We start from the raw sequence: 18,834 nt of genomic DNA, 5'->3' as shown, positions 1-18,834 counted from the left end.
ATGAAGAGCGTATTGAAATTCTTGCCGGCCGCGACGCTTGCTGCGGGACTGGCCGTCTCGGCGGTCCCGGCGATCGCGCAGCAGGCCGCGCCGGCCCAGAAGGCTGCTCCCGCGCCGGCCCAGCCGAAGGCCACGCCGGCGGCGATTGCGGCGGCCAAGGAAATTTTGCAGATGAAGAACGCCAATGCGATGTACGCCGGCGCGGTGCCGGGCATGGTCGAAAAGACCAAGATCACGCTGATCCAGCAGAACCTGAACTACCAGAAGGACCTCAACGAGGTTGCCCAGGTCGTCGTCCAACAGCTCAACGGGCGCCAGAACGAGATCGGCGAAGGCATGGCGCAGGTCTATGCCAGCGAGTTCACCGAGCAGGAGCTGAAGGATCTCGTCACCTTCTACAAGTCGCCGCTGGGCCAGAAGCTGATCGATGCGGAGCCGCGTGCCATCGGCCTGAGCATGGCCTTCATGAACTCCTGGGCCCAGAACTTCTCCGAGACCGTGATGGGTGCCTTCCGCGCCGAGATGCGCAAGCGTGGCAAGGAAATCTGACAGTACCTATCTGATCAGAAATCCCTAAAGCGCGTCATCGCGCTTTAGGTTGTTGTTTGAGCATGATCTCCGCGCAAACGCGTTTCGCGTTTGTCGCGAGGAAAACCGCCCGGATCATGCTCCAGAGGTCGGAGTGGACAATGGCTGAATTCGACGTCGACCTCTTTGTCATCGGTGGCGGCTCGGGCGGCGTGCGTGCCGCCCGCATCGCGGCCGGTCACGGTGCGCGCGTGATGATCGCGGAAGAGTACCGCATGGGCGGGACCTGCGTGATCCGCGGCTGCGTGCCGAAGAAGCTGTTCGTGATCGGCTCGCATGTCCGTCACGAGCTGGAAGATGCCGCCGGTTTCGGCTGGACCGTTCCGCCCGCGACCTTCGACTGGCCGACGCTGATCGCCAACAAGGACAAGGAGATCGCGCGGCTGGAAGCGGCCTATACGACGAATGTCGAGAAGTCGGGCGCGCAGGTCGTCAAGAGCCGCGCGGTGATCGAGGACAAGCACACCGTCCGCCTGCTCGAGAACGACCGGAAGATCACCGCAAAATACATCCTGATCGCCACCGGCGGCGCGCCCAACCACGGCGCCTCGATTCCCGGCATCGAGCACGTGATCTCCTCCAACGAGGCGTTCCATCTGAAGAAGCTGCCGAAGCGGATCGTGATCCAGGGCGGCGGCTATATCGCGCTGGAATTCGCCGGCATCTTCGCCGGTTACGGCTCCGACGTCACCGTGGTTTACCGCGGCGACAACATCCTGCGCGGTTTCGACGAGGACGTTCGCGCCCACGTCCGCAGCGAGATGGAGAAGCAGGGCATCACCATTCTCACCGGCTGCACGGTGGCGAAGGTCGATCGGCACGGCGAGGAATTCACCACGCATCTGTCGAACGGCTCGAGCCTTGCCTCCGACCAGGTGATGTTCGCGATCGGCCGCCATCCGTCGGTCGCCAATCTCGGCCTGGAGAAGGCCGGCGTCGCCATCAACCCTGACAATGGCGGCATCGCCGTGGACCATTTCTCGAAGAGCTCGGTCGACAGCATCTATGCGATCGGCGACGTCACCCACCGGCACAATCTGACGCCGGTTGCGATCCGCGAGGGGCATGCGTTTGCCGACACCGTGTTCGGCAAGCGCGAGGTGCAGGTCGATCATTCCTACATTCCGACCGCGGTGTTCTCGCAGCCGGAGGTCGGCACGGTCGGTCTGACGGAGACCGAGGCGCGCGCGCAATTCAGCCACGTCGACATCTACAAGACGACGTTCCGCCCGATCAAGGCGACCATGTCCGGCCGCGACACCCGCGTGCTGATGAAGCTCGTCGTCGATGGCTCGACCGACCGCGTGCTCGGCTGTCACATCGTCGGCGATTGCGCCGCTGAGGTCACCCAGGTGGTCGCGATCGCGGTGAAGATGGAGGCGACCAAGGCCGATTTCGACGCGACGATCGCGCTGCATCCGACCGCGGCCGAGGAGCTCGTCACCATGCGCACGCCGACGGCGCGGCATGTACGGCAAGCGGCGGAGTAAACTGGAGGCTGCCGCACGAGCTCGGCCTGCATGGTTCGAGACGCCCGCTTAAGCGGGCTCCTCACCATGAGGGTTTAAAATCTCGCCGCAAGCACAGCCTCATCCTGAGGGCCCGCCGCAGGCGGGCGTCTCGAAGGATGGCCGCAGGCGCAGGCCTACCCGTACAGATACCCGACCGGCTTGCCTTCCGTGCGCAGGGGACGGATGTCCTTGCGCGTGATGATCTGGCCGGCGAGGCCGTCGATCTCGTCGCGCTGTGTCGGCGTCCAGCTGCGCAGCTCGTTCATGCCCTTGAGCAGGCCGAGGCGGAGGACCTGGGTGTTTTCGCCGACGGCGATGAGGCTGATCGACTCCTTGCCCGCCGTCACGACGTCGCCAGCGGCGAGCTCGAAGGTCTCGCCGGACTTCTTCTTGAACTCGGCCGCGCCGCGAATGACGCGATAGATCACGACCTCGCCCTTGGCAAAACAGGTCGCGTCCGCTGCGGCAGACGTGCTCTTCGGCAAGAGTGCGTGGCCGCGCGGGTCGGTCGCGATGATGTGGCCGGTGACGAGATGCCCGCTCGGAATCTCGATGCCGATATCGCGCAAATAAACCGGCATGGCCGATTTGACAGAACCATCGGTGAGCGGCTTGAACAGTGCGTCCAGCGCCAGGGGATCCTGAAGCCAGAAGCCGGCATCGGCCGGACGATCATGCAGCGCATGGCTCCAGGCCACGCGCGGTGTTTCGTCCTCATTGATCTGACCCGGGCCGACAATGGTCGGGTTTGGAAAGGTGGTGGGATCGGTGATGAAGGCTTCGAGGAACTTGCCCGAGTAGCCCATCGAGATCGGATCGGGCACCACCGTCTGCGGTGTTTTCAGGTTCTCTTCAGTCGACAGCCCTGACCAGGTGTAGAACAGCTGGCGATGCACGATCGCGCTCTGCAGCATCACCGCGCCGGGGCCAACATTGTACCAGCGCCCGTCATAGTCGAAGGTGAACGCGCCCGAGGTGACCAGAACGAGCTGAAAGCCGCCCGGCGGAAGATGAAGATGGAAATCGGTGGGGCCGGTGTCGGGGCGGTAGATCGGGAGGTTCGTCGCGACTTCGTGCAGGAGGAAGGTTTCGTTGTTGGCGTGGAAGCCCTCGTTCGCGCGGTTGTAGAGGGCTTGCGGCCGGTACGTCGCCTCGAACTTGGCATTCCTGTCGCGATCGATCGCCACGAAATCCTGAGCGTTGAGGCGTAGCGGCGCGCCGTTCGGATGGGTGAGGCCGGTAAATTTGAGATCGCCGGCGGCATGCACGTTCATGGCACTCTCCGATCTTTGCCGCTCCACCTGTCTCCGGGCGCACGCATCTTGCTGCGCCAATTCGTGGGAGCAGGGAATCAGGCCTGACGCTGCCTTGCGAATTCTGGGCCAGTCGGGATGCAGCACGACGCGCGGGCTCGGCGGCTCCGCACGTCGCGATGAAAAATCGAGATTGCACCTGAGGTTAGACGGCGCGTGAGGCTGGCTTGCCTGGGCCTCATCGCCGAGCCCGCAACCCCGACTACGGGCGCGGTTTGTCTAATTTGTCGGCAAGCCCCGGCGCGGGCGTGCAGCCGCGCAGGTCGCGCCGATCAGCAAAGGCCGGCGGCCGGGGATGTGAAACCGCTCATTCGAACGGCTGACGGGTGCTCCGCTCGGGCTTGCCGATCGGGCTGTCCGCCCACTTCGCCATGTCCACCGTTCGCGCGTCGATGCCTTCGCACCAGAGGCAGCTGAGCTCCGCGCGGCCCTTGGCCGAAAGCAGCGGTACAAGTCCGTGGCCGCAGCCAGCGCAAGACGTGACGCGATTCACGCGTTCCTCCCACGATCACCGAATTCAGGAGCGGCATTGTCGTTCGCCAAGCTTGCGCGGGCGCTATGACGGCGCACGAACGCTTCCGATCGGAGCGCTCGCGCCCGAGATCGTCGAGGCTGCGATCCAGCGCGAGACCGCCGCGATGTCCTCTGCATTCTCGCGATAGGCGCGAAGCTGGAATTCCGCCGAGCTGCCGCGCTCCACGATGGTCCGGCAGTGCTCGACCTCGGCGACGCAGTTCAGCGCGGCTGCGTCCTCGGCGACGTCGTCGATGATCCGGGCGAGCAGCTCCGAGATGGTCACCGGCCCGTCCTTCGAGGCAAAGATGCAATCGGTGCCGTAGCGCTGGGCCCGCCATTTGTTCTCGACTGCAATCGCGCGCTCGACCACCGTGACCTCCTTCGACCGATGCGGCCGCAGATAAAGATGGCGCGTCAGGCAGCGATAGAGCGAGGCGATGGCAACGGCGTCGTCGACGAAGGTGCAGGTGTCGGGCGCGCGAAGCTCGAGGGTCGGATGCCTCATGGACGGCCGCATCGCCCACCAGATATGGCTCTCGTCGGGAATCACGCCGGAGCATTGCAGCGCGCCGACATATTCGTCGTAGTCGTGCCTGGTTTCGAAAAGTTCGGGCAGGCCGGTGCGCGGCAGCTCGGAATAGGCGGCAAGCCGATAGCCTTTCAGCCCGGTCTTGTGGGAATTCCAGAACGGGGAGGAGGCCGACAGCGCGATAAACAGCGGCAGATGCGGCAGCATCGCCCGCATCACCGCCATCCGCTTCTCGGGATCGGGCAGCTGGACGTGCACATGCATGCCGCACATCATGTTGCGGTGGCCGATGCTGCGCAGATCCTCGATCATCTCCTCGTAGCGCGGCTTCGGACTCGGCTGCGACATGCGCCAGACCGCGGTCGGATGCGTGCCGCAGGCCATGATGACGAAGCCGTATTGCGCAGCGACGTTGGCAACCTCGCGGCGAAGGAACCGCAGCTCTTCCCGGGCGTCATTGACATCGACGTGAACGTTGGTGGCGACCTCGAGCTGAGATTGCAGCATCTCCCGCATCGCCTGGCCGCCGGTGGACCAGTTCACCGACTCGAACAGGGCGTTGGGGGTTTCGATCGCGACCTCGAAGCTGCGGCGATCGGCGAGGAAGTATTCCTCCTCGATGCCGAAGGAGTATTCAGCCGCCTTGCCGCGTCCGCCGGCCGAGCGAATGACGAGGTGCTGCTTGTCATCGGATGAATCGAGGCGCAGCAGTTTCAAAACGTCTGAAGCAAATATCATAGGGCCACCCGGCAGTGGTATTACCTGCGGGCAATAATCCGCTTGACCCGGGCCGGTTCCGCGTCGACCTCACCGGAAATTGCAAGGTCGAATGGAACAATCCTCACCTTTTCGGACGCGCGCGCGACCAGCGCGTGATTCGGCGGCACTTCCGTCCAGTCCGTTTCCTTGTCGAACGGCTCGGACACGACGACGACCTGGCCGCCGCCGGCCTCGCGATAATAGAGCGTGTTGGCGGCATCGTTCACCGCAACGCGAAACGCGTAGAGATCCCGGCCGTTTGCGATCGCGCTGGTGAAGCGCAGGCGCTCACGAAGCTCGCCCTCATTGACCAGGCCGACCAGCGATTGCAGCACGGCTTGCGTTGCGCCAAGGGGATCGCTGTCGAGACCCGCGCCCATCATCGCGAGGAACACGGCCTCCGAATCGGTCGTGCCCAGCCGCGAGGGGTAGTAGGCATCGGGGATCAGCGCCTCGACCTTGCGCCGCAGGCGATTCCAGCTGCCGACGAAGCCGTTGTGCATGAACATCCACTGGCCGCAGGCGAACGGATGACAATTCTGCCGGGTCACCGCCGTACCGGTGGCGGCGCGCACATGGGCGAAGAACAGATGCGAGCGCAGATGGCGGCAGAGGTAGCGCAGGTTCTCGTCCGACCAGGCCGGACGGGTCTCGCGGTAAAGGCCGGGTTCCGGATGCTCGCCATACCAGCCGAGACCAAAGCCGTCGCCGTTCGAGCCCGCGGTGGTTTGCAGCGAGCGGATGCTCTGCGCGATCAGCGAATGCTCGGGCTCGGTGACGTAGGGCTCGAACGAAGTTGTCTCGCCCCGGTATGCGATCCAGCGGCACATGAGAGTTCCTGTCGGGGATATGTCCTGAGTGTCACCAACGATCCTCAACGCATCGGAGTTCCAGGCGCAGACCCTGTACCGAGCAGGGGTTGCCTTACGGCCGTCGCTGTGTAGAACAGCCTTGGGTGCTCGCTGCATTTGCGCAGCGACAGGTCAAGCGATGGTCGGGCCGCCACGCGGAAAGCGTGCGCCCATGAACGATCAGCTGCCTGGCAGGGACCTGTCGAAATCTCCGTTTTTCGTCGAACGGGCACTCACGACGCTCCAGCATTTCCTGCATGTCGAGGCCGTCAGCGGCGTGGTGTTGCTCGCGGCTGCGGCTGCCGCATTGCTGTGGGCCAACTCGCCTTTTGCCCATACGTATCATGACGTCTGGGACCTGCCGGTCCGGCTTCGGCTTGGCGAGTTCGTCTTCACCAGATCGCTGCACTTCTGGATCAACGATGCGTTGATGACGATCTTCTTCCTGGTCGTCGGCATGGAAATTCGTCGCGAGATCCATGAGGGCGCACTCAGCAAGTTCGACCAGGCCATGCTGCCGGTGCTGGCGGCTTTCGGCGGTGTCGCCGTCCCCGCGCTGATCTATCTGAGCTTCAACGCGGCTGCGGGGCGCGAGCATGGCTGGGCGATACCAACGGCAACGGACATCGCGTTCGCCGTCGGCGTGCTGGCACTGCTCGGAAAATCCATTCCCGGCAACGTCCGGGTCTTTCTGTTGGCACTTGCGATCATCGACGACATCATCGCGGTGCTCATCATCGCGCTATTCTACACCAGCGGGCTCGATCTCAATGGCTTTGCCGTTGCGGTGCTCGGCGTTCTGTTGGCACTCGGCTTTCAGCGGCTCGGGCTTCGCTCCGCGTATGCCTATATCGTACCGGCGTTCATTGTCTGGGCGGGCTTTCTCATGGCCGGGGTTCATCCGACGCTTGCAGGCGTCGTGCTTGGCCTGATCACGCCGGTGCGATCGGCCAGCCCGGAGATCGTGCCGCCGGTCATCCGCGTGGAGACGGCGCTGCATCCCTGGGTCGCCTACGGGATCATGCCAATCTTCGCGCTGGCGAACGCGGGAGTGAGCTTCACGAGCATGGAGCTCGCCGGTGGCGCTCAGTTCGTGACGCTCGGCGTTGCGCTCGCCCTTTGTGCGGGAAAGCCGATCGGGGTGATTGGTGCGACCTGGCTTGCAGTGCGCGTGGGTGGATGCCGGCTCGCACCTGACGTGACATGGGCCGGCATCTGCCTCATCGGGCTTCTGGCCGGCATCGGCTTCACCATGTCGATCTTCATCGCCATGCTGGCATTCAACGACGACAAGCTGCTCGACGCCGCGAAATTCGGCGTGCTGCTTGGCTCGCTCATCTCCGTGACGCTTGGCCTCGGATGGGGCGCTGAGTATGCCCAGCGCCGGCGCAAGGAGATCGGAGACTAGATCGGGAGCGGAATCAGGGCCGCAGCCTCGCGATCACGGGGGTCCTCGCTTGCCGCAAGCCGGCGCGCGACGCTGACGCGATCAGCCAAAACGCCGGGTTCCGGATGCTCGCCATACCAGCCGAGACCAAAGCCGTCGCCGTTTGGTTCCCGGCGATGTGTTCTGCAAAGTCCGGATCATTCTGAGGCGTGTTTTAGACGTTCATTTACCCTGCATTGCGGGAACCTGCGCATTAATACGTCTCTTAACGCCGACACGGTTAGGTTGCGCGCGAATTTTGAGTCGCATCATGAGCCGATTTGTTCTTTTCACCTGCATGGCGTTCGTCTCCACGTTCGTGGGCGTCTCCTGGGCGATTCGCGGATTTCCGGTGTCGCACGTTTCGCTGGTCGGTGAATTGAGGCCCACGCTCAGTTCCTCGTTCGGCGATGAGCATTCAAAGGCCAGGCAGCGGAAGGATTGGGAAGCGGAGCACACCCTGCAAAGCGACAAGGACCCGAAGCAAGACGCACTGCGGATGGACGCACTGCAGGCAAGCACCGCTTACGCGATGTCGCCGTGCGACGACACCATGAAGACGAACCTGAGGGCGGCTACGGAGGCCTATGCGCGGGGCTGGGTGAAGATCTACGACTGCCCAAATCCGAGAATGGGCATGTTCTGCAGCGAAGAGAAGCGCGATCGGGCGAACGCCGCGTATTCCACGCCGCTGGACGTTCGCGTCAAGGCGCAGCTGGCCGAGGCGTTCAAACAAAAGGGCATCGTCAAGGAAGACTTCCCGGAGGATATCCGCGACGTCGTTCTCTGGTTCACCGGGCCTGGTATGTTGTTTGATCCGTCTCCGGTATGCCTGCCACGGCAGCAGGCGTCGGCGCGCTTCAAATGAGCCGCGCCTGGTTCATCGTCTGGGCGCTTGTCATCTGGCAGGTCGCCGCCTGGGCATTCGCTCCGCAGAAGACAGCCCCGCAACCAGCAGCACCGGTCGATGGTCCGGGTTATGGCTCCAACGAAGCGATCTTCGTGGACGGTCGCGCAGGCTTGCGCCGCGAGACCGCTCTGGCGTTCGAGCGCCCTTATGGATCGCGTTGCGCGGGAGAGGGACGGAAGCAATTCGTCGCCCATATCGACTACTACTATTATCGTCGTCAGAACGACATGGAACACTACCCCAAGATTTTCGGGAAAGCCGGGGCAGACTACATTGCCAAGCAATGGTCGACCGGAGACGACAAGCGCTTCGAACGCCTGACGCAGGAAGCCTACGCGCAAGGCTATCTTGCCCTGTCCGATTTCGGTGACGTCGGGCGCAAACTGGCGGAAGCCGTTGTGAGGGGCGAGCGCGTCGTCGCGCATTCCTGCGCAAGCTGACTCAGGTTGGCAGCGGGATCAGCGCCGCGACCTCGCGATCGCCGTGGTTCTCGCTTGCGGCGAGACCCTGCGCGACGCCGACCCGATCGGCCTCGGGCCGGTTCTGGCTCATCTTGCGCTTGCCTTCGAACCGCACCACGGGGATGCGCACGCCGACGATCCCGCGCAACTGCGCGGCGATGAAGTCCGCGGGCGCGTCACTGACCGCCCACGGCTTGGCGCGCGCGCCTTCGTGCTTCTTGGTCAGCCGCGTCACGGCCTCGAGCAGGCGCTCCGGCTCCTGGAAGAATTCGACCGGGCCGTAGACGTGCACGGCGACGTAATTCCAGGTCGGCACCACCTTGCCGGTCTCCTGCTTGGTCGCGTACCAGGATGGCGTCACATAGGCGTCGGGGCCGTTGAAGATGGCGAGCGCATCGCCGATCGGCGGCAGCTTCCATTGCGGGTTGGCCCGGGCGACATGCCCATAGAGCACGCCGTGCTCGCCTTCGCTCTCGTCGAGGAAGAGCGGCAGGGACGTGGCGACCGGGCCTTCGCTGGTCGCCGTCACGAGGCTGGCGAGCCGGGCGCCGCGGATGGTCGCGCGGATGCTCTCGATGTCGTCGTCCTTGAAGGCGGGCGGGATGTACATGGCGTGTCTCCGTTCTTGATGCGGAGATAGCCGGAATCTGGCCTGTATGAAACGACCAGTTTTACATGATTTCGTCAGTCCAGTTCGGCGGCGGCCTGCGCGAGAAGCTTGCAGCCTCTCTCGATCTGCGCGATCTCCAGCGCCGAATAGCCCATGACGAGACCGACGGTCTTCCGCGTCCGGCTCGGCGTCCGGCTTGGCGTCCGGCTTGGGCCGACCAACAACGCAGAAACGGGATAGATGCCGACGCCTTTCGCGCGCGCCGCCCGGATCACTGCATCCTCGCGCTTCCGAGGCAGATCGTCTAGCCACGCCACCACGTGCAGGCCCGCCGCCGTGCCCTCGATCCGGACACGATCTCCGAACCGGCGGCGCAACGCACCGATCAGTGCCTGCTGACGCTCGGCGTTGCGCCGGCGCACGCGCCTGACGTGGCTGTCATAGGCGCCGCTTTCGAGCATCGAAGCGAGCGCGTGCTGTTCGATCAGCGGCGTGTGCCGGTCCATGATCTGCTTGGCGGCGGCGAACAGGGATCGCAGCCCGGCGGGCACGACCAGGTAGCCGATCCGCAGGGTCGGGGAGAGCGTCTTGGAGACGGTGCCGAGATAGATCACGTTGTCGCTGCCCTCCAGCGCATGCAGCGGCGGGATCGGCCTGGTGTCGTAGCGATACTCGCTGTCGTAATCGTCCTCGATCACGTAGGCGTCGTGCTTGCGTGCCCAGGCGAGCAATTGGTGCCGGCGTCCGATCGGCATGACGCCGCCGAGTGGATATTGATGCGACGGCGTCACATAGGCGAGCCGGGCCTCGATGCCGTCGAGCCGCGCTGTCTCCAGTCCGTCCGCGTCAACGGGGATCGGCACCGTCTCGGCGCCCGTCGCGGCGAGCGTGTGCCGCGCCATCTGGTAGCCGGGATCCTCCATCACGAAACGGTCGCCGGCGTCGAGCAGGAGGCGCGCGCAGATGTCGAGGCCCTGCTGCGAGCCGTTCACGACAACGATCTGATCGACCTCGCAGCGGACGCTGCGCGATCGCCACAGATAGCCCTGAAGCGCGGTCCGCAGCCGCAGCGCGCCGCAGGGGTCGTCATAGGCCAGCCGCTCGGGCTTGCGGGCCATCGCAGCCGTCACGGCCTTCTTCCATGCCAGCACCGGGAAATCCGACGGCGAGAGCTCGCCATAGCGGAAGTTGGCGATGAGCCCGCGCGGCGGCTCGGTCCAGCGCGGCGGGTCCGACCGCAGCCGCTCGCCGAAGGCGGACAGAAGCGGCTTGCGCGCCGAGGGCCGCGATGCGGCGCGCGCGCGTCCGCGCTCGACGACGGCGCGGGCGACGCGCGGCCGCGCGCCATGGCGTGTCTCGATGAAACCTTCGGCGGCGAGCTGTTCATAGGCGACCGTCACGGTCGAGCGCGCCACGCCCATCTCCCCGGCAAGCGCCCGCGACGACGGCAGCAGGCCGTCGATGCCGTAGACCCGCGCCAGAATCTGATCCCTCAGGGCTTCGTAGATCTGGCGCGCGCCCATGCGGCCGGCGCGATCGCCGGGAATCGTCTTCATCTGGATCATCCACATTCCTGGGTCGGCATTCGTCCGAACGGACGATGCCGGAATGTGGTTCTAATCCCGTTCGCCGAGAGTTTCGACGTAAGCCTTGCCGTAGGGGTAAAAATGCTCTTTGCGGCCCTGATCCCAGAGGGCCTTCAGCCCGGGCGCGGTGATGTCCCAGTCCGGACGGCAATTCATGCTGACGGCCCGGAGATCCTGGCGCAGCTCTTCGACGGTCGGGCGTCCGAAGAACCAGTAGCCGTTATAGATCTTGTGAACGCGCAGGCCGGGCTCCAGCACGATGACGTGCGGGATCATCGGATTGTGGACGGGATCGGTGTATTCGGCGATGTCGAGATCCTTCTGAACGATCCGCCGGGAATCCGACAGGAAAGGCCAGTGCGCGCCGACGCCGCTGCGATATTCGCTGGTCTGGGTGATGTTGTCGGTGGTGATCGTGACCAGCCGGCAATAGCCGACCTCCATCTCGCGATGGAGTTGCAGCAGGCCTTCGGCCTGGCGGCGGTCCTTCGGGCAGAAGCCGCCGCGGCCGAGAACGAGCACCATCGGATCGCCACCTTGGAGCTCGGAGAGCTTTCGATGCTTGCCGGTGTGGTCGCTGAGCTCGTAATCGGGGAAGGTTACTCCCGGCATCATGTCAGGTCGCATTGAACTCTCCCATGTCTTCGAACTCTCGCATGTCTTCTCGCATGTCCGGCGTGGGTGCCGACACTCACAGATCGATCACGACATCGCCCTGGGGCCGTGAACAGCAGATCAGGACATTGCCGTCCGCCGGTGCGTCGAGTGGGTCCGGCGCGTAGCTGACAGATCCGGCCACGAGCCCGCTCTCGCAGTTGTGGCAGACCCCGGTGCGGCACGACCAGCGCACGGGAACGTCGCAGGCTTCGGCCAGTTCGAGCAGGCTGGCGTATGATGGTCCCCAGCAGACATTGAGGCCGCTGCGGGCGAACGAGACCATCGGGCCCGGGCCGGTTGCACCGGCCGGCAAGTGCGCCCGCTTCTGCGGGGAGGCCGCTATGCCGGGTGTCAGGGATGGTCCGGCGCCGAACATCTCGGTGTGAACGCGATCCGGTGCGACGCCGAATGCGGCAAGCCCGCGCGAGAGATCGGTCATGAACGGTGCCGGCCCGCACAGATAGAAATCGCCGTCTGATGGGACGCCGAGGGTTTGAAGCACCCGGAGGTCCAGATGTCCGGTCGTGTCAAAATCCACATTGATGCGATCGCCCGGATCGGGCGCGCTGTAGCAGACATGGCTGTGATGGTGAGCCAGCCCTGCCAGCAGCCCGCGCACCTCGGCGGCGAACGCATGTTCGCGACCGTTGCGGGCGCCGTGCAGCCACCAGACCTCTCGCGTCGATGCTTCCGCGGCGAGCGCGTGCAGCATCGCAAGCACCGGCGTCACGCCGATACCGGCACTCAGCAAGACGACGGGCCGCGCATCTTGCCGCAGCGTGAAACTTCCGCGCGGCGCGCCGATCTGCACGGCGTCGCCAATCTTGACCTCGTCGGCGATATACTGGCTCGCCGCGCCGTGGGCTTCCCTTTTGATGCTGATGCGCCAAGGCGCGGCATCGGAGCGGCTCGACAGCGAATAGCTGCGCGTCATCGCCGGCGCAGCGGAGGCGCCGAGCCGCACGATGACGAACTGCCCGGGCAGGGCGGCGGCGACGGGATGTCCGTCCGCGGGTTCGAGGATCAGCGACGTCACGTTACCGCTTTCAGCGATTTTGCGCGCCACGCGAAACGGCCGGAAGCCGCGCCAGGCCGGAGGCGGGCTCGTCGCCGGGCCGAGCCCGGCGTTTCCCGCTGTCGTGGCCTTGCGCTGCTGCTCGAGCAGCGCCTCGAAGGAATGACGCCAGCCGCCGCTCAGCGCGGGAATTTTCAGCGCGCGCTCCAGGCGGTCGCGCGGGTGGGGCGGCAGATAGAGCAGCGCATTGATCTCGGACACGCTCATGCGTTCGGGGCCGTCAGCGACCCGGACGATCTCGTCGCCGGCCTCGACGTCGCCTTCCTCGATCACCCGAAAATAGAAGCCGGGCCGGCCGTGCCTGACGAGCAGCGCGGCCATGTCCGGCTCTTCCATGCGAATGCCGAGCCGGTAGCAGGTGACGCGCGGCTGCGTCACCTCGAACAGGGCAGAGCCGATTTTGTAACGGTCTCCAATGCAGACGTCCCTGTCGGCGAGGCCCTCGACGGTGAAATTCTCGCCGAATTGACCGTGGACGAGGTTCGCTCGACCGAGGTGCTCCTGCCAGTATTGATAGGAGTCCTCCTGGTAGACGTAGACGGCGCGCTGCTCGCCGCCATGACCGGCGGTATCGCCCTGGCCATCGCCGTCGATGTTGAGCCGGCGCACCCTGCGCGGACCACTGACGGGTGCCTTCCAGATTCCGGTATGCACGGTCCTGCCTTGCCACGCGATGTCGCGCGGCAGGCCGACATTGAGGGAGAGCAAACGGGCCATGGGGTTCCCCGGCATGAGGGCGCGGCTCTGGCGGATTCCAGGTCGCTGCAATGCCAATCTGCATCCATGTCGGATTTTTGGCCCGTTAGTCGTTGTTAGACGTTGCTAGCCGGTCTTGTCGCCGGCTGTCTGCGCCTCGATCTGGGGAGCAGACACCGCAAGACGGGAGATCGCGATGGATGATCAGGCGATACTGGCGGCCCTTCAGCGCCATTGGGATGCGTCGGACGCGAATGATTTCGAGGCCGAGCATGACATCTACCGCGAGGACGCCGTGCTCGACTATCCGCAGTCCGGCGAGCGCATCCGCGGCCGCAGGACGATTCAGGAAAGCCGGTTCGTGCAGCCCAACAAGAAGCGCTTCACGGTCCGCCGGATCGTCGGCGGCGGCGATCTCTGGGTGAGCGAGTTCGTGCTGACCTATGACGGCGTGCCGTCCTATGTCGTGAGCATCATGGAGTTTCGCGAAGGACTTGTGGCGCACGAGACGCAATATTTCGGCGAGAAGTTCGATCCCGCACCGTCGCGCGCGCATCTGGTGGAGCGGGTGGGGTAGGTCGGCATCCTCCGTCATTGCGAGCGCAGCGAAGCAATCCAGAGTCTTTCCGCGGTGGCAGTCTGGATTGCTTCGCTGCGCTCGCAATGACGATGTTGACTAAGTTGCGCGCCAAACGGTGCTCTCGTGCCCCGGACGCAGCGCAGCGCCTCTTCTGCGGTGCGCTGCTGAGCCGGGGCCCATATCGCGGCGGAATGCGTGGCCTTCTGGGTGCCGGTTCTGCGCGGCAACGCGAAGGGCGTTGCAGCGCGTCCGGGACACGGAGAGACGTGCACTATTGCTTAACCAGATTCAGCAACACGGAACCCGATGCGGCGGCTGGTCGCACTCCGTTCGCCTTGATTCCGGCCCACCCATCTTTATGTCTGGAGCGAACAAGAATCCGGGCCCCTCTGGCGAGGACGCCGACCACGTCGGCAAAACCTCGCGATGTCGGATGACCTGTCCCGCGCGAATGCGATGGATCGGCCGATCGTCGGGCCTTCTCTGTTTCCTCCGACCAATCGTCCCCATCGCAGCTCCGCGCGGTCATTTCGCAACGTAAGGGAGCTACGATGTCCGACGCCGCCAATTCCAATCCGACCGAGATCGAGATCACCGAACCGTCCAGGCTGAACGAGCAGGCCGCGGTCGCGTTGGTCATTGCCGGCGCGCTCGTCGCGGTCGCAGACCGGCGCGTTTCGCCGGTCGAGCGCGACGAGGTGATCCGCTTCATCAGGGATCGCGGACTGGCGCCTCACATCAGTGACGACCGGCTGTTTGCGATATTCGACGAACTGGCGGAACGACTCGAGGAGCCCGACTTTGCCAATGTGGTGATCGACACGTTGCGTCCGGTCTCGGACCTGCCGCTGTCGGCCCATTTGATGGAACTGTCGGAGCGCGTCGCGGCTGCCGACGAGGACGTGGACCCCCATGAGGTGCAGGCGATCAAGCTGTTGCGCCTGCTGACGCTGGTGCTGCCGCGCGCAAAGCCGGTGGCGCCGGGCAGCGCAGACACTGAACGGCGCGCCGCCGCGCAGGAGTGAGCATGAGTGCAGCATCGGACGAGCGTACGACAGGAAACGTGGTCACCACCGGCCAGATGGCCGGTGGCGACCCGCGTCTCGACAAGCTCGTCCGTCGCCTGCCGCCGCGTATGGGCGATACCGTCGCCTATCTGCTCAAACCGTCCAGCCGCTGGGTGAGGATCCCTTCGGGCGCGTTGCTCATCATTGGCGGCGTGCTCTCCTTCCTGCCGGTGCTCGGAGTCTGGATGCTGCCGCTCGGCCTCGCACTGCTCGCCGAAGACGTCCCGGCGTTGCGCGCCTCGCGCTCCAAGGTCCTGGATTGGGTCGAGCGGAAGAAGCCGCAATGGCTCGATCCGTCTGCATCGAAAAATGATCAATCATGACTGAATTCATCACTGCCGACGCGCTGACCGCGCTGCTCCAGGTCATCCTGATCGACCTCGTGCTCGCCGGCGACAACGCCGTCGTCATCGGCCTTGCCGCCGCCGGCCTGCCGGCCGAGCAGCGCCGCCGCGCCATCGTAGTCGGCATCGTCGCCGCCACCGCCTTGCGCATCGTCTTTGCCGGCGTCGCGACCCAGCTCCTGCAGGTGATCGGTCTGTTGCTCGCCGGCGGCGTGCTGCTGCTGTGGGTGTGCTGGAAGATGTGGCGCGAACTGCGCGAGCAGGCCGCGCATACCGAGCTCTCGTTGAGCCATGGTGGCGGCGCGGGCAGCGCACCGGCGTCGCGCAAGACCTTCGGGCAGGCGGCGTTGCAGATCGTCGCCGCCGACGTCTCGATGTCGCTCGACAACGTGCTCGCGGTCGCAGGCGCCGCGCGCGAGCATCCCTACATCCTCGCGTTCGGACTGTTGCTGTCGGTCGCGATGATGGGCGTCGCCGCCGATCTGCTCGGCCGGATGTTGCAGAAGCAGCGCTGGATCGCCTATGTCGGTCTCGCCATCATCGTTTACGTCGCCTTCGAGATGATCTATCGCGGTTCGCTCGAGCTCGCGCCCGTCATCGCGAGTCTCTGAGGCGACAAGTCCTGCCTGCAATCCGGAGTGATCCATGACGTCTGAACGCAAAGCACCTTCGGCGCACGCCGGGCCGCGACCGAAAATCGGCCCATTCGCCCAACTCATCTTTGGCTCGCGTTGGCTGCAGGTGCCGCTCTATGTCGGCCTCATCGTCGCGCAGGGCGTCTATGTGCTGCTGTTCCTGAAAGAGCTCTGGCACCTGGTCGCGCACTCGTTCGACGCCAGCGAGCAGCAGATCATGCTGGTCGTGCTCGGACTGATCGACGTCGTCATGATCTCGAACCTGCTGGTCATGGTGATCGTCGGCGGCTACGAGACCTTCGTCTCGCGGCTGAACCTGAACGGCCATCCGGACGAGCCGGAATGGCTGAGCCACGTCAATGCCAGCGTGCTGAAGATCAAGCTCGCGATGGCGATCATCGGCATTTCCTCGATCTCGCTGCTCAGGACCTTCATCGAGGCCGGCAATCTCGGCACCACGCGCAGCAATTTCACCGAGTCCGGCGTGATGTGGCAGGTGCTGATCCACCTGACCTTCATCATTTCCGCGATCGGTATCGCCTGGGTCGACCGTCTCAGCGAGAGCGGGCACCGCAAGGAGAACGGTCACGCCTGAGGAGCGGTCCGCTCTCTCAGGCGCCGATGGCCAGATGCAACGGACGCCGTCCGCGCGCCAGCGTCTCGGACGGCGCTTCGCCGAAGACCAGTCTGTAGCTCCTTGAGAAGTCGCCCAGGTGCCAGAAGCCGTTGCCGAGCGCGGCGGCCTTGACGGTCAAGCCATCGCCCCCCGTCATGAGCTGGACGCGAACGGCCCACAACCGTTTGAGGCGCAGATAGTGGTGCAGGCTCACGCCGTGCACAGCGTGCGTCGCGACCTGGAGGGTGCGCACGGACACGCCGAGCGCGGCGGCGAGGTCGTCGCTGTAGAGCGGCTTGCTGCCGAACAGCGCAACGACGTCGTCGAGATGCGCGATCAGCTTGCGGTGCTTGTCGAATGAACCGGGGCGGGCGGTGCGTGCGCCTGCCGGCAGCAGGGTGACGTCGAGGCCGGCGAGCAGCGTTTCCTGGACCGGGCGGTAGAGCGCCTCGAACTGCCGGGGATCGTTGCATGCCGACGCCAGCGAGAACATCTCCACGATAGCCGCGCGCAGGCGCGCCATCGGATCGTCCTGCGTGCGGACGTAGGCGAGGCGGGGGTCGAAATCCGCCCAGCCGCGATGGCGCATGTCCGAGTTGAAGCGCAGCATCAGGTAAGTGTTGGGATGATGCTCGATCGCCCTGACGGGGGTTTTGCCGCGCATGACGGCGATCGTCGAACTATCGACCTCGCGGCCATTGGCGATGGAGTGAAAGGTGAGGGGAACAACGAGGCCGACGCCTTTGTCCGTGCCGATCTCGGCCTCATACCGCCGTGCAAAGGAGCGCTGGAGCACGAAGAGCCCGTCGCGGAGCGGCAGGATGGCGCGAGACAGCGAGAATTCCCGCGGACGGAGCGGCGTGCTGGTGCCGAGACCGAGCACCTCGTTGGCGCGAAATTCGCCGAAGTCCGAGAAGCGCTCGATGCCGAGGACGCGCGATGGTTTTAGCCGACGGACCGGCATTTCGGGAACCCAGGGCATGTCGGGGCTGAGCGGGTTGAAGCCGCAGAAGCGTATCAGAGGCCCGACCGTCGGCCATATTCCGGGAAACTACTGCCAGACTTCATCACACGACTTGCGAATAGGCGGCGTTCTCCCGTCGCTCGCGCTCGCCGAGCTCGCGCACCAGCTCCTGAAGAAATGACTCGGTGTAGGCGGGCAGGGTGCGCTCGGCGCGGACATAGATGCCGAGGTCCGACCAGACCGGGCTGCCAGCATTATCGAGCGGCAGGAACACGAGCTGGCTGTCGCGCGACAGTCGGCCGATGCCGAGCTGCGTCTGGAACGCGACGCCGACGCCGCGTGCGGCGAGCTCGCGCATCAGGTCGATCGAGTTGGCCTGGATCGCCGGCTCCGGCGTCTCCGAGAGCTGAGCGATCAGCGGCTGGAGCAAATGATAGATCGACAGTTCCGGCAGTGCGTGGATGACGGGGAAGGCGAGGCATTGGGCCAACGTGACCGTCTTGCGGCGCGCCAGCGGATGCTCGCGCGCGACCACCGCGCCGAGGCGAAATCGTTTCAATGCGACCTGGCGCAGGTCCGGCGGATGGCGGAGCGCCATGGCGATGCCGATGTCGGCCTCGCCGCGGCTGAGGGCCTCCAGCACGTCCGACGATCCCTTCACCTCGGTGGCGAAGCTGACGCGTCGGGCCCGGCCGCGATGCGAGGCGATCAGGTCCGGCAACACCGACTCTGTGAGCGACTCGATGCAGGCGATGCTGACAGTGCCATGCCAGGCGCCGGAGAGGGACGCGACGTCCGAGCGGAAGCGGTCGAGGTCCTGGAGCACGTTCATGACATGTCGGGCCAGCATCTCGCCGACCGTCGTCAGCGTGAGGCCGCGCGCATTGCGCTCGAACAAGGGTGATCCAACCTCTTGCTCCAGCTTGAGAATCTGGCGGCTGACGGCCGACGAGGCAACGTTGAGGGCGCGCGCAGCGGCCCGGATCGAACCGGTGCGACGGACGGCGTGGAAGTACTGGATGGCCGGTGAGTGAAATCGCATGGGACCCCCAACTGGACTATAGCCGTTGCCGAAACGGCATCAACATGTACGAAATTCTCTGCTTTTCGAGCGCGCCTGTCCCACCTAGGTTCGCCGCC

General features: G+C 65.0%; 20 protein-coding genes. 10 read left to right on the top strand and 10 right to left on the bottom strand.

Features of this window, described 5'->3' with window-relative positions:
• Both BJ6T_RS29415 and gor read left to right on the top strand, forming a co-directional pair.
• Positions 1 to 549 (top strand): DUF2059 domain-containing protein, encoded by a 549-nt coding sequence (locus tag BJ6T_RS29415; protein ID WP_014496190.1) that lies wholly within the window; start codon positions 1 to 3, stop codon positions 547 to 549.
• 140 nt (positions 550 to 689) lie between these two features.
• Complete coding sequence (gene gor / locus BJ6T_RS29410; RefSeq protein WP_014496189.1) at positions 690 to 2,078, top strand: glutathione-disulfide reductase; 1,389 nt, start codon at positions 690 to 692, stop codon at positions 2,076 to 2,078.
• A gap of 155 nt (positions 2,079 to 2,233) precedes the next feature.
• Here gor and BJ6T_RS29405 read toward each other — a convergent pair whose 3' ends face one another.
• From BJ6T_RS29405 to BJ6T_RS29390, 4 genes are all read right to left on the bottom strand, one after another.
• Positions 2,234 to 3,373, bottom strand: a complete 1,140-nt coding sequence (locus BJ6T_RS29405; protein ID WP_014496188.1) for a hypothetical protein — start codon at positions 3,371 to 3,373, stop codon at positions 2,234 to 2,236.
• A 346-nt stretch (positions 3,374 to 3,719) separates the two neighbouring features.
• Complete coding sequence (locus BJ6T_RS29400; protein ID WP_014496187.1) at positions 3,720 to 3,905, bottom strand: hypothetical protein; 186 nt, start codon at positions 3,903 to 3,905, stop codon at positions 3,720 to 3,722.
• Between the two features lie 63 nt (positions 3,906 to 3,968).
• Complete coding sequence (locus tag BJ6T_RS29395; protein WP_014496186.1) at positions 3,969 to 5,195, bottom strand: carboxylate-amine ligase; 1,227 nt, start codon at positions 5,193 to 5,195, stop codon at positions 3,969 to 3,971.
• A 20-nt stretch (positions 5,196 to 5,215) separates the two neighbouring features.
• On the bottom strand, positions 5,216 to 6,046 hold the full coding sequence (locus BJ6T_RS29390) for a class II glutamine amidotransferase (protein ID WP_014496185.1): 831 nt from the start codon (positions 6,044 to 6,046) through the stop codon (positions 5,216 to 5,218).
• 193 nt (positions 6,047 to 6,239) lie between these two features.
• Here BJ6T_RS29390 and nhaA point away from each other — a divergent pair, with 193 nt between their 5' ends.
• The 3 genes from nhaA (at position 6,240) to BJ6T_RS29375 (ending at position 8,843) form a co-directional block, all read left to right on the top strand.
• A complete protein-coding gene (gene nhaA / locus BJ6T_RS29385) occupies positions 6,240 to 7,475 on the top strand; it encodes a Na+/H+ antiporter NhaA (RefSeq protein WP_014496184.1) in 1,236 nt (411 codons plus the stop codon).
• A 289-nt stretch (positions 7,476 to 7,764) separates the two neighbouring features.
• A complete protein-coding gene (locus BJ6T_RS29380) occupies positions 7,765 to 8,361 on the top strand; it encodes a hypothetical protein (protein WP_141378712.1) in 597 nt (198 codons plus the stop codon).
• On the top strand, positions 8,358 to 8,843 hold the full coding sequence (locus BJ6T_RS29375) for a hypothetical protein (RefSeq protein WP_014496181.1): 486 nt from the start codon (positions 8,358 to 8,360) through the stop codon (positions 8,841 to 8,843). Before BJ6T_RS29380 ends, BJ6T_RS29375 begins: the two co-directional genes overlap by 4 nt.
• Position 8,844: 1 nt before the next feature.
• Here the strand turns inward: BJ6T_RS29375 and BJ6T_RS29370 are convergent, their stop codons facing one another.
• The 4 genes from BJ6T_RS29370 to BJ6T_RS29355 all read right to left on the bottom strand — a co-directional run bounded on the left by BJ6T_RS29370 (position 8,845) and on the right by BJ6T_RS29355 (position 13,509).
• A complete protein-coding gene (locus BJ6T_RS29370; protein ID WP_014496180.1) occupies positions 8,845 to 9,474 on the bottom strand; it encodes an FMN-binding negative transcriptional regulator in 630 nt (209 codons plus the stop codon).
• Between the two features lie 74 nt (positions 9,475 to 9,548).
• Positions 9,549 to 11,039: a MocR-like pyridoxine biosynthesis transcription factor PdxR gene (gene pdxR / locus BJ6T_RS29365; protein WP_039229468.1), complete on the bottom strand. Its 1,491-nt coding sequence runs from the start codon at positions 11,037 to 11,039 to the stop codon at positions 9,549 to 9,551.
• A gap of 51 nt (positions 11,040 to 11,090) precedes the next feature.
• A complete protein-coding gene (locus tag BJ6T_RS29360) occupies positions 11,091 to 11,687 on the bottom strand; it encodes a redoxin domain-containing protein (RefSeq protein ID WP_014496178.1) in 597 nt (198 codons plus the stop codon).
• Between the two features lie 64 nt (positions 11,688 to 11,751).
• Entirely contained in the window at positions 11,752 to 13,509 is a 1,758-nt protein-coding gene (locus BJ6T_RS29355; RefSeq protein WP_014496177.1) for an MOSC and FAD-binding oxidoreductase domain-containing protein, read from the bottom strand.
• 175 nt (positions 13,510 to 13,684) lie between these two features.
• On the opposite strand from BJ6T_RS29355, the gene BJ6T_RS29350 reads away from it, so the two are divergent.
• From BJ6T_RS29350 to BJ6T_RS29330, 5 genes are all read left to right on the top strand, one after another.
• Positions 13,685 to 14,065, top strand: coding sequence for a nuclear transport factor 2 family protein (locus BJ6T_RS29350; RefSeq protein ID WP_014496176.1), 381 nt, complete (start codon positions 13,685 to 13,687; stop codon positions 14,063 to 14,065).
• Between the two features lie 554 nt (positions 14,066 to 14,619).
• A complete protein-coding gene (locus BJ6T_RS29345; protein ID WP_014496175.1) occupies positions 14,620 to 15,093 on the top strand; it encodes a TerB family tellurite resistance protein in 474 nt (157 codons plus the stop codon).
• A gap of 2 nt (positions 15,094 to 15,095) precedes the next feature.
• Positions 15,096 to 15,458 carry a hypothetical protein gene (locus BJ6T_RS29340; RefSeq protein ID WP_014496174.1) on the top strand — a complete coding sequence of 121 codons (363 nt, stop codon included), beginning with the start codon at positions 15,096 to 15,098 and terminating at the stop codon, positions 15,456 to 15,458.
• Positions 15,455 to 16,090, top strand: a complete 636-nt coding sequence (locus BJ6T_RS29335; RefSeq protein WP_014496173.1) for a TerC family protein — start codon at positions 15,455 to 15,457, stop codon at positions 16,088 to 16,090. The genes BJ6T_RS29340 and BJ6T_RS29335 overlap by 4 nt, the downstream gene beginning before the upstream one ends.
• A 34-nt stretch (positions 16,091 to 16,124) precedes the next feature.
• Positions 16,125 to 16,709: a TIGR00645 family protein gene (locus BJ6T_RS29330; RefSeq protein WP_014496172.1), complete on the top strand. Its 585-nt coding sequence runs from the start codon at positions 16,125 to 16,127 to the stop codon at positions 16,707 to 16,709.
• 16 nt (positions 16,710 to 16,725) lie between these two features.
• Here the strand turns inward: BJ6T_RS29330 and BJ6T_RS29325 are convergent, their stop codons facing one another.
• Positions 16,726 to 17,694 carry a helix-turn-helix domain-containing protein gene (locus BJ6T_RS29325; RefSeq protein ID WP_043900257.1) on the bottom strand — a complete coding sequence of 323 codons (969 nt, stop codon included), beginning with the start codon at positions 17,692 to 17,694 and terminating at the stop codon, positions 16,726 to 16,728.
• Between the two features lie 103 nt (positions 17,695 to 17,797).
• On the bottom strand, positions 17,798 to 18,736 hold the full coding sequence (locus BJ6T_RS29320) for a LysR family transcriptional regulator (RefSeq protein ID WP_014496170.1): 939 nt from the start codon (positions 18,734 to 18,736) through the stop codon (positions 17,798 to 17,800).
• Positions 18,737 to 18,834: the final 98 nt, after the last annotated feature.

It is taken from the genome of Bradyrhizobium japonicum USDA 6 (assembly GCF_000284375.1).
GTDB classification, from domain to species: domain Bacteria; phylum Pseudomonadota; class Alphaproteobacteria; order Rhizobiales; family Xanthobacteraceae; genus Bradyrhizobium; species Bradyrhizobium japonicum.
This window is presented reverse-complemented; position numbering and strand designations above follow the sequence as displayed.